This is a genomic window from Caulobacter sp. B11 (assembly GCF_002737765.1).
Taxonomy (GTDB): domain Bacteria; phylum Pseudomonadota; class Alphaproteobacteria; order Caulobacterales; family Caulobacteraceae; genus Caulobacter.
This window is the reverse complement of record NZ_PEGG01000179.1, coordinates 1-7611: the sequence shown is the minus strand read 5'-3', so window position 1 is coordinate 7611 and position 7611 is coordinate 1. Positions and strand designations below refer to the sequence as shown.

Annotated in this window: 7 protein-coding genes and 2 pseudogenes; 6 read left to right on the top strand and 3 right to left on the bottom strand. The window is 66.8% G+C overall.

The genetic code is table 11. The features are described from left to right. Nucleotides 1-120 precede the first annotated feature (120 nt). Nucleotides 121-498, bottom strand: a complete 378-nt coding sequence (locus CSW58_RS15775) for a 2,3-bisphosphoglycerate-dependent phosphoglycerate mutase (protein ID WP_255406570.1) — start codon at nucleotides 496-498, stop codon at nucleotides 121-123. 44 nt (nucleotides 499-542) lie between these two features. Then, nucleotides 543-833 (bottom strand): annotated as a pseudogene (locus CSW58_RS15770) (2,3-bisphosphoglycerate-dependent phosphoglycerate mutase); the annotation flags it as partial. Between the two features lie 119 nt (nucleotides 834-952). Here CSW58_RS15770 and CSW58_RS08330 point away from each other — a divergent pair. From CSW58_RS08330 to CSW58_RS08305, 6 genes and pseudogenes are all read left to right on the top strand, one after another. Further along, nucleotides 953-1177, top strand: coding sequence for a hypothetical protein (locus CSW58_RS08330; protein WP_099446982.1), 225 nt, complete (start codon nucleotides 953-955; stop codon nucleotides 1175-1177). Beyond that, a complete protein-coding gene (locus CSW58_RS08325; protein ID WP_099446981.1) occupies nucleotides 1174-2130 on the top strand; it encodes an SIS domain-containing protein in 957 nt (318 codons plus the stop codon). Before CSW58_RS08330 ends, CSW58_RS08325 begins: the two co-directional genes overlap by 4 nt. Before the next feature lie 98 nt (nucleotides 2131-2228). Continuing rightward, nucleotides 2229-3724: pseudogene (locus CSW58_RS08320) on the top strand (phosphomannomutase/phosphoglucomutase). A gap of 338 nt (nucleotides 3725-4062) precedes the next feature. Beyond that, nucleotides 4063-5130, top strand: a complete 1068-nt coding sequence (locus CSW58_RS08315) for an AraC family transcriptional regulator (protein ID WP_099446980.1) — start codon at nucleotides 4063-4065, stop codon at nucleotides 5128-5130. 90 nt (nucleotides 5131-5220) lie between these two features. Further along, nucleotides 5221-6042 (top strand): sterol desaturase family protein, encoded by an 822-nt coding sequence (locus CSW58_RS08310; RefSeq protein ID WP_099446979.1) that lies wholly within the window; start codon nucleotides 5221-5223, stop codon nucleotides 6040-6042. Nucleotides 6043-6072: 30 nt separating this feature from the next. Further along, entirely contained in the window at nucleotides 6073-7350 is a 1278-nt protein-coding gene (locus CSW58_RS08305) for an amidohydrolase family protein (protein WP_099446978.1), read from the top strand. Nucleotides 7351-7433: 83 nt separating this feature from the next. Here CSW58_RS08305 and CSW58_RS08300 read toward each other — a convergent pair. Then, nucleotides 7434-7611 (bottom strand): uracil phosphoribosyltransferase (locus tag CSW58_RS08300; protein ID WP_304441638.1); only part of this gene is annotated, 178 nt, incomplete at its 5' end.

Here is a 7611-nt window from a genome sequence, read left to right as displayed (position 1 = left end):
GGTGCTCGCCTGGCGCGCTCGAGGCTTCCATGTTCGCTCACGGTATCGCCCAAAACGCGGGCCGAACCGGTAAAATGCGGGAAAGCCTCTTAACGCTGCGTTTCTGGCGCCGGCCTGCGACTATGGAGCATCCGGCAGCTTCTGGGCGCGGGATTCATCAAGATAGCGCGCCGCCGTCGGCTTGAGATCCGCGTCGAGATCGATGACCAGCGGGTTGCCGGTCGGGATTTCGACATGGACGATCTCGGAGTCCGGCACGCCGAACAGATGCTTGACGATGGCGCGCAGCGAGTTGCCGTGCGCGGCGACCAGGATGGTCTCTCCAGCCTTGAGTTTCGGCGCGATCTCGGCGGTCCAATAGGGCAGGACGCGGACCAGGGTGGTGGCGAGGCTTTCGGTGGCCGGCAGGTCCTTGCCGGCGTAGCGGCGGTCCTTGCTGAAGTCATACTCGCCGCCTGGAGCCAGTTCGGGCGGGGGATGTCGTACGACCGGCGCCAGATCGTGACCTGTTCCTCGCCGTGCTTGGCGGCGGTCTCGGCCTTGTTCAGTCCCGTCAGCCCGCCGTAATGGCGCTCGTTCAGCCGCCAGTCCTTGGTCACCGGCACGAAGCTCTGCTCGGCCGCATCCAGGGCCAGGTTGCAGGTGCGGATGGCGCGGGTCTGGACCGAGGTGAAGGCCTCATCCACATCGATGCCGGCCGCCCGGATCAGTTCGCCGCCCTTGCGGGCCTGGGCCTCGCCCTCTGCGGTCAGGTCGACATCGACCCAGCCGGTGAAGCGGTTCTCGAGGTTCCACTGGCTCTGGCCGTGGCGAAGCAGGACGAGAACGGGCATGGGACCTCCAGACAATTTTGCTGGCAGGCGGGCTAAGCCCCGAGCGGCGCGCCGTCAAGCATCCCCCTCCCCGTTCTTGACCGGCGTGCTATAGGCACAACATGCCTGATCGCCTTTTCATGCCCTTGATGGCGCTGATCGCCATCGCGATGATCGCCCTGTCCCTCGTCTGGCCTCAGGGCTATGGCGACCGGTCCCCCGGTCCATTCGGCTCGACCCCGATCCAGCAGACCCCCGAAATGAAGGCGGCGATGGACCGCGAGAAAGAGGGCGCGCGCCGTCGCGCCGAAGCCGCCGAACGCGCCGTCAACGACGCCGGCGCCCCGGCCGCGGCCACGCAATGAGCCCGTTCAACGCCGTCGCCGTCGGCCAGCGGGTGCTCGCCGCCGAGGCCCAGGCCCTGGTCCAGTTGTCCGACACCCTGGGCGCGACCTTCGTCACGGCCGTCGAAACCCTGTTCGCCGCCAAGGGCCGGGTCGTCTGCACCGGGATCGGCAAGTCCGGCCACGTGGCCCGCAAGATCGCCGCGACCCTGGCCTCCACGGGCGCGCCGGCCATGTTCGTCCACGCCGCCGAGGCCAGCCACGGCGACCTGGGCATGATCGGCCCCGACGATGTCGTGCTGGCCCTGTCCAAGTCGGGCGAGGCCCGCGAGCTGTCCGACACCATGGCCTATGCCAAGCGGTTCTCGATTCCGATCATCGCCATCACCGCCGTGACCGACAGCCAGCTGGGCCGGGCCGCCGACATCCTGCTGTTGCTTCCCGACGCGCCCGAGGCGACCGCGGAGGTCAACGCCCCGACCACCTCGACCACCCTGCAGATAGCCCTGGGCGACGCCCTGGCCGTGGCCCTGCTCGAGCGTCGCGGCTTCACCGCCAGCGATTTTCGCGTTTTCCACCCCGGCGGCAAGCTGGGGGCGATGCTGCGCACGGTGGCCGACCTGATGCATGGGGCCAACGAGCTGCCGCTGACGCTCGAGACCGCGCCGATGGCCCAGGCCCTGCTGGAGATGAGCGAAAAGCGCTTCGGCGCGGTCGGGGTCGTCGCCGCCGACGGAACCCTGGCCGGCCTGATCACCGACGGCGACCTGCGCCGCCACATGGACGGATTGATGGGCCACACCGCCGGCGAGGTCATGACTCGCGGGGCCAAGACCATCGCCCCTGGGGCTTTGGCCGCCGAGGCCCTGAAGATCATGAACGATCTGAGGATCACCGTGCTGTTCGTGGTGGATCAGGAACGTCCGGTGGGCATTCTTCATGTCCACGACCTGCTGCGCGCCGGCGTGATCTGACACACCGAACCCGTTCCGACCGCCGTTACGCGAAGCTGCTGGTCGTAACGGCCGTGGATCTGTAAACGCAACGACCATTGCAACTGAAGCGAGCCGCTATGTTCTCCGCTCCCCGCGCCGACCTCGTGCCCAACACCGCCGCCTATGAGAACGAGGCGCTGGTCAAGGCGACCGGCTTTCGCGAATACGACGCCCGCTGGCTGTTTGGACCCGATATCAACCTGCTGGGCATTCAAGCCCTGGGTCTGGGCCTGGGCACCTATATCCACGAGCTAGGCCAGAGCAAGATCGTGGTCGGCCACGATTTCCGCTCCTATTCCAGCTCGATCAAGAACGCCCTGATGCTGGGCCTGCTGAGCGCCGGCTGCGAGGTGCACGACATCGGCCTGGCCCTGTCGCCCACCGCCTATTTCGCGCAGTTCGACCTGGACATCCCCTGCGTGGCCATGGTCACCGCCAGCCACAACGAAAATGGCTGGACCGGCGTCAAGATGGGCGCCCAGCGCCCCCTGACCTTCGGCCCCGACGAGATGGGCCGCCTCAAGGACATCGTGCTGAACGCCAAGTTCGTCGAGCGTGACGGCGGTAAGCTGGTCCGCGTCGCGGGCATGGCCGAACGCTACATCGCCGACGTCGCCCAGCGCGTGTCGCTGACCCGGCCCCTGAAGGTAATCGCCGCCTGCGGCAACGGCACGGCCGGCGCTTTCGCGGTCGAGGGCCTCAAGGGCATGGGCGTGAGTGAAGTCATCGGCATGGATGTCGAGCTCGACTACACCTTCCCGAAATACAATCCGAACCCGGAAGACCTGGAAATGCTGCACTCGATGGCCGCGGCCGTCCGGGAAAGCGGCGCCGACCTGGCCTTCGGCTTCGACGGCGACGGCGACCGCTGCGGCGTGGTCGACGACGAGGGCGAGGAAATCTTCGCCGACAAGATCGGTCTGATGCTGGCCCGCGACCTGGCCCCGCTGCATCCCGGCGCGACCTTCGTGGTCGACGTCAAGTCGACCGGCCTCTACGCCACCGACCCGATCCTCAAGCAGCATGGCTGCAAGGTGATCTACTGGAAGACCGGTCACAGCTACATCAAGCGCAAGAGCGCCGAGGTCGGGGCCCTGGCCGGCTTCGAGAAGAGCGGCCACTTCTTCATGAACAAGCCCCTGGGCTACGGCTATGACTGCGGCCTGACCGCCGCCGCCGCCGTGCTGGCCATGCTGGACCGCAATCCGGGGATGAAGCTGTCGGACATGCGCAAGGCCCTGCCCGTAGCCTTCACCTCCCTGACCATGAGCCCCACTGCGACGACGAGAAGAAGTACGGCGTCGTCGCCGAGGTGGTGAAGGAATACGAGGACCTGTTCGCGGCCGGCGGTTCGATCCTCGGCCGCAAGATCGTCGAGGTCATTACCGTCAACGGCGTGCGCGTGCACCTGGAAGACGGCTCCTGGGTTCTGGTCCGCGCCTCGTCCAACAAGCCCGAAGTGGTGGTTGTAGTCGAGAGCACCGGCTCCGAGGACGACATGCGCGCCCTCTTCCACCAGGAAGTGAAGCCGCGCCTGGGGACCCGGGTCGGGAAGTACAATCAGGAGATCTGATTGGCTTGAGCGCCAGACGAGAAAAGGCCGGAGTTCCGCTCCGGCCTTTTTATTTGCCGCCCTTCCGGCGCCTGTGGCGGGATCTGACCGGGCGCGACACTTGCTGGCGTTGGGGGTCTGCAAGACCGCCCTATTCACGGTCGCGGTTTGCCGCTTTCGACCCTGAGCGGAAGTTCGCCTGTTCCGCCAGGGGATCGGTGATCCGATGTTTTCAAGCCGCGGGCGAAGCGCCCGCCGCTCCAAGCTCGAAAATCGGCGAACGATTTTCGGAACGAGCGGAGGGTAGGCCATCTTGGACACGCCCCTTGGCGTGTTAGGCTGGCTGTGTGCAACCTTCGATGCTGCTCATGGACATGTTCGTGCGGGGCGTCGCTTGCGGGGCGGCGCTGCTGCTGATGGCCGCTGTCTGGCGAAGCGCCGTTGACCGACATGCCCGTATCGCGACGGCGCTCTTTAGCATCGGCATGATCGCCTGGTTGATCACCGAGTCCGAGCCGCTGTGGCGCGCGTTCGGCAACGCCGATCTGATCCTGCTGCTCGCCTATCCGATGGCGGGCTTCTTCTGGCTCTTTGGTCTGGCCGTCTTCGCCGATCGCCCAATCACCTGGCGCAACATGAGCCCGGCAGCCGCCCTCCTGGTTTCCGGGCTCATCATGACGGCTTCGTCGCCGCCCTGGAATGGGTGGCTGTGGACGGCGCGCAATCTGTTTGGAGGGGTGCTCACCGTTCATGTGGGCTTCATCGTGGCCCAAGGCTGGCGTGACGACATGATTGAGACGCGGCGGCAGCTGCGGAGCGTCATTCTGGGCGCGGCTGTCGTGTTCGGAATCGTGAACCTGATCATTGCGCTGCAGAGTCGCGTCCATCCGGTCGGCGTCTGGTTTCAGTTTCTGGTCGGACAGGCTTGGGGCGGGCGACTGATCGCCATCCTGCTGCTGGCGGCCGGCGCCTTCTTCCTCACCGCCAGTCCATCCCTGTTTGGGCCATCGCGACGGGCCGCGCCCAGCGGCGGCGATACGCGCACGCAAGTCGCCGAACGGCTTGAGCTTGCCCGCCTGGAAACCGTGATGGCCACCGAAATCTGGCGGCGCGAGGGCTTGAGCATCGGCGATCTCGCTGCGGAGGTCGGTGTTCCCGAACACCGGCTGCGCAAGTTCATCAATGGCCACCTCGGCTATCGCAACTTCGCCGCGTTCCTGAACGCCCGACGTATCGAAGCGGCCAAGGCGCGCTTGAGCGACCCGTTGCAGGCCAGGACGACAATCGCCGTCATCGCCTTCGAGCTGGGCTATGGCTCCCTGGGTCCTTTCAACCGAGCCTTTCGCGCCGTGACGGGGGCGACACCGACCGAATGGCGCCAGCGGACCCTTGGCCAAGCCTTGGCCGATCTGCAGCAAGCTGGCTGATTTCGAAATCAGCGCGCAAGGTTGGCGCGCGGCGAGACCTCAAGCGCGAGGTTGGCCTTTCCTGGCTCGACCTCACCAGGGAACATCGCCATGTCGCACTTGTTCGACGGCCTTACCGAAAATTGGCTGGCCAGTATCTTCGCCTTCATCCGGGACTACTTGGTCTACGCCATCGCCGTCTGGCTGATCCTGTGGGTCATTCTGCGTGCGCCTCTCGCCGCTCGAAAGATCCGGCCCGACACGCCGCCCCCAGGTCAGCTGGTTCGCGAACTCGCCCTTTCAATCCGGTCAATGGCGACCTTCGCGACGATCAATCTGCTCATTGTCGTGATGGACCGGGCAGGACTCTATCCGTTGCCCAAGCTGGGGGCGACCTGGGGGCCGGTCTGGTTCTGGACCAGCCTGGCGCTGATGATCGTGGCTCACGACGCCTACTTCTACTGGACGCATCGTCTCATGCACGATCCGCGACTGTTCAGTCGCTTTCACCGCACGCACCACAAGAGCAACAACCCTTCACCCTTCACGGCCTACAGTTTCGACCTGCACGAGGCGGGCCTCACGATGGGGTTCTTCATCCTCTGGTACGCCGTCACGCCGACACCTTGGGCGGTCGGGATGCTGTTCACCGTGCATCAGATCGCCCGCAACACCTTGCTGCACTCTGGCTACGAACTCATGCCGGCGCGGCCGAACGGCAAACCCCTGTTTGATTTCCTGACCACAACGACTCACCACGACCTCCATCACGGGCAGGCGGGCTGGAACTATGCGGCCTGGTTCACTTGGTGGGACCGTTGGATGGGGACTGAGCACCCGGACTATCAGGCCCGGTACGCCGCGGCGGCCTGGCGCATAAGGTTGCCGGGCGGGCATGACGGAAGATTGGGGCGGGCGGGAAATTCAGGTTAGCTGACCTCGTCCTTCGCCAGCGAGTCGTCCATGCGCCAGATCATCACCGCCCTCGCCCTGGCCTTGACGCCCGGCCTCGCCCTGGCCGCCCAGCCGATCCTGCTCAAGCCCGCGCGCGTCTGGACCGCCGAGGACGCCGGGCCGCCCCACGAGGGCTGGGGTGTGCTGGTCCGCGATGGCAAGATCGCCGCCGTCGGTCCGGCCGCCGACCTCGACGCGACCGGGGCCGAGGTCATCGAGCTGCCGGGCGCGACGGTGATCCCCGGCCTGATGGACCTTCACAGCCACCTGCTCCTGCATCCCTATAACGAGACCTCGTGGGACGATCAGGTGCTGAAGGAGGCGCCGGACTACCGGATCATCCGCGCCACCGTGCAGGCCAAGGCCACGCTGGACGCCGGCTTCACCACCCTGCGCGACCTGGGCACCGAGGGCGCCGGCGTGGCGGACGTCTCGCTCAAGCGCGCCATCGCCGACCGCCTGATCCCCGGTCCGCGTCTGTTCGTGGCCACAAGGGCCATTGTCGCGACCGGCGCCTATGGCCCGGCCCGCCGCAACTACAATCCCGACGCCGACCTGCCCCAGGGCGCCCAGGAGGCCAGCGGCGTCGACGAGGCGGTCAGGGCGGTGCGCGAACAGGCGGGCGCCGGCGCCGACTGGATCAAGATCTATGCCGACTATCGGGTCGGTCCCGACGGCTCGACCCAGCCGACCTTCAGCCTCGAGGAACTGGAGGCCATGGTCGACGCCGCCCATTCCGGCGGCCGGCCGGTGTCGGTCCACGCCTCCAGCGACGAGGGCATGCGCCGCGCCATCCTGGCGGGCGTCGACAGCATCGAGCACGGCTATGGCGGCTCCGAAGCCACCTTCAAGCTGATGGCCGAACGCGGCGTCGCCTATTTCCCGACCCTGACGGCCAGCGAGAGCACCTCGACCTATTTCGGCGGCTATGTCGCCGGCAAGACGCCGCCCACCCCCGCCATGCAGGCCGCCGAGCGCGCCTTCAGGCTGGCCCTGAAGAGCGGCGTCACCATCGGCATGGGCAGCGACGTCGGGGTCTTTCGGCACGGCGACAACGCCCGGGAACTGGTCTGGATGGTCCAACTGGGCTTGACCCCGGCGCAGGCCCTGTTGGCCGCCACGGCCGTCGACGCCAAGGTCTTGCGTCGCCAGGAGGACCTGGGACGTCTGAAGCCAGGGTTCGTGGCCGACCTTATCGCGGTGTCCGGCGATCCGACCCGGGACATCGCGGCGACGAAGGCCGTCGTTCTGGTGATCAAGGACGGCGTCCTCCACCGTCGCCCCTGAGCCTTCCGCCAGGACGCTGGCCGTCTCCGGACGGGTTCGTCAAACCCGGCTGACCGCCAGGGCTAGCGTCCTGTCAGACCCGGTCAGCGCGTCCCGAACGTCCGGTCTCCGGCGTCGCCAGGCCCGGGCACGATATAGCCGTGGTCATTGAGCTCGGCGTCAATGGCGGCGGTCCAGATCGGCACGTCCGGGTGGGCGGCGCGCAGGGTCTCGACCCCGATGCGAGCGGCCAGCAGGCAGACAAAACGCAGGTCGGTGACG

Excerpts from the sequence above, each read along its gene's own strand:
- CSW58_RS08315 (WP_099446980.1), top strand. The coding sequence starts at position 4,063 with ATGCTGCTCATGGACATGTTCGTGCGGGGCGTCGCTTGCGGGGCGGCG.
- CSW58_RS08325 (WP_099446981.1), top strand. The coding sequence starts at position 1,174 with ATGAGCCCGTTCAACGCCGTCGCCGTCGGCCAGCGGGTGCTCGCCGCC.
- CSW58_RS08305 (WP_099446978.1), top strand. The coding sequence starts at position 6,073 with ATGCGCCAGATCATCACCGCCCTCGCCCTGGCCTTGACGCCCGGCCTC.
- CSW58_RS08330 (WP_099446982.1), top strand. The coding sequence starts at position 953 with ATGCCCTTGATGGCGCTGATCGCCATCGCGATGATCGCCCTGTCCCTC.
- CSW58_RS08310 (WP_099446979.1), top strand. The coding sequence starts at position 5,221 with ATGTCGCACTTGTTCGACGGCCTTACCGAAAATTGGCTGGCCAGTATC.